The organism is Bradyrhizobium sp., assembly GCF_016462955.1.
In the GTDB taxonomy this organism is placed as follows: Bacteria; Pseudomonadota; Alphaproteobacteria; order Rhizobiales; family Xanthobacteraceae; genus Bradyrhizobium.
Map to the genome: position 1 here is coordinate 1 of NZ_JAEMSD010000801.1, position 2,032 is coordinate 2,032.

The 2,032-nt window shown below is 66.5% G+C and carries 3 protein-coding genes; 2 read left to right on the plus strand and 1 reads right to left on the minus strand.

Translation table 11 applies throughout. The features are described from left to right. On the plus strand, positions 1-638 hold a 638-nt coding region (locus JHD07_RS38555), incomplete at its 5' end, for a lysophospholipid acyltransferase family protein (RefSeq protein ID WP_291631755.1). Here JHD07_RS38555 and JHD07_RS38560 read toward each other — a convergent pair. Then, entirely contained in the window at positions 635-1,246 is a 612-nt protein-coding gene (locus tag JHD07_RS38560) for a gamma-glutamylcyclotransferase (RefSeq protein ID WP_291631757.1), read from the minus strand. The genes JHD07_RS38555 and JHD07_RS38560 overlap by 4 nt on opposite strands. A gap of 110 nt (positions 1,247-1,356) precedes the next feature. On the opposite strand from JHD07_RS38560, the gene JHD07_RS38565 reads away from it, so the two are divergent. Further along, positions 1,357-2,032 (plus strand): DUF2125 domain-containing protein (locus tag JHD07_RS38565; RefSeq protein WP_291631759.1); only part of this gene is annotated, 676 nt, incomplete at its 3' end.

Sequence of the window (2,032 nt, forward strand, 5' to 3'; positions counted from 1 at the left end):
AGGCAACGCTGTTCCTCATGCGCGTGGTCTGCAACATCAAGGTGGAATTCCGGGGTGTCGAGAACATCCCGGAGGGCCCGTTGCTGATCGTGGCCAAGCATCAGTCGTTCTGGGAGACCTTCGTGCTGCCGGGTTTCTTCAACCGGCCTATCTTCATCCTGAAGCGGCAGCTCATGCAGATTCCGGTGTTCGGCCAGTTCCTGGTCAAGACCGGAATGATCGCGATCGACCGCAATGCCGGCGTGAAGGCGCTGCTCGACATGACGCGGCGGGCGCGCGAGGCCGTGCGTAGCGGAAAACAACTCGTCATCTTTCCGGAAGGCACGCGCCGCGCGCCGGGCGCGCCGCCCGATTACAAGACCGGCTTTGCCCAGATCTATTCGTCCTGCGGCGTGCCGTGCCTGCCGGTCGCGCTCAATTCCGGCCTGTTCTGGCCGCGCCGCACCTTCATGCGCTATCCCGGCACGCTGGTGGTGGAGTTTCTCCAGCCGTTGCCGCCGGGCCTGCCGAAGGACGAATTTCTCGCGCGTGTGCAAGCCGCGATCGAGGATGCGACCGGTCGTCTCGTCGATGCGGGCCGGAAGGAGCAGGAGCAGTTGATCGGCTCGGCGCCGAGCTACGCGCCGACCGGCGGTTAGCGGCTGTCGCGGTCTTCGGCCGGAGCCGGCGCGTGCAGGGAATGCTCATCACCATGCAGCATCGATGCGAGCTGGTGCAGCTGGGTGTCGCGAAAGCCCTCGGCCTCGATCGCCTTCACCGTCGCGGTGACATAGTCGCGGTTGGCGCCGGACTGGCCGTGACCCTGGAGGACATGGCGGTGCTGCTCGGCAAGCGAAAGCCGGCCGGCATATTGCACATGGCCGCGATCGACGACGTAGGCGAGCGCGGAGACCCGCTGGCGCGCATCGTTCTCCAGCCACACCGAGCGCATCACCTCGCGATAGACCGAGGTGACCTGCTCGCGTGCGCGCAAATATGCGACCACCTCGGCACGGTTCTTCTCGGCGACGCGGAAGGCGATGCCGCGGCAGGCGCCGCCGCGGTCGAGACCGAGCACCAGGCCCGGCTTTTCCGGCGTGCCACGATGCACGAAGGAGTAGACGCAGAGCGCGCGATGCTCGCCGACCAGCCGCGCCGGGACGCGTTCCTCGAAGTCGAAGCCCGGCCGCCACATCAGCGAGCCGTAGCCGAACACCCAGAGGTCGCCCTTGGCAGCGGTGACGGAGGGGAGGGTGATTTCGGACATTTCGGGCACGGCTACCAGAACCCTGCGCCCAAGCGAAGCGATTTCTGCGCCTTTCGTCGCAGACCGGCCTCGCTTACATTTGCCTGAATCTGGGGTCAAAGGGTCGCCGCATGTCCAATATGACCGTTGCCGCAGGCCGCCGCTCCCGTTGGGGCCTTTTCATCGCACCCGTTCTCGTCCTGATCCTCGCAGTCGCCTGGACCTGCTTCTGGTTCTATGCGGCCTCGCAGGCCGAAATCGCCGCGGACGCCTGGCGGGCGCAGGAAGCCAAGGCCGGCCGCATCTATGATTGCGCCAAGCGCTCGATCGCGGGCTTCCCGTTCCGGTTCGAGGTCCAGTGCTCGGGCGCCAGCGTTGCCCTGGTCTCGCAGAACGCGAGCAAGACGCCGTTCACGGCGAAGCTCGACAACATCCTGGTCGTCGCCCAGGTCTACGATCCCAAGCGCATCATCGCCGAATTCTCCGCGCCGGCGACGCTGATCGACGGCATCACGCAGAACACCTTCACCGTCAATTGGAGCAAGGCTCGCGCTAGCGTCGCCGGCCTGCCGGCTGTCCCGGACCGTGCCTCGATCGTGTTCGACGACCCCACGCTCAACCGCCTCGACGGCAGCGTGCAGGTGCCGCTCGCCGGTGCCAAGCAGATCGAGCTGCACGGGCGCCTCGCCGAGGGATCTTCAACGGATCGTCCCGTGATCGAAACCGTGCTGCATGTCGCGCAGGGCAGCGTCCAGGGCGTGCATCCGCTGCTCGCCGAGCCGTTCGCGGCGGACACCCGCGCCAAGA

Coding starts and splice junctions, on each gene's coding strand:
- JHD07_RS38560 (WP_291631757.1), bottom strand. CDS start 1,246: ATGTCCGAAATCACCCTCCCCTCCGTCACCGCTGCCAAGGGCGACCTC.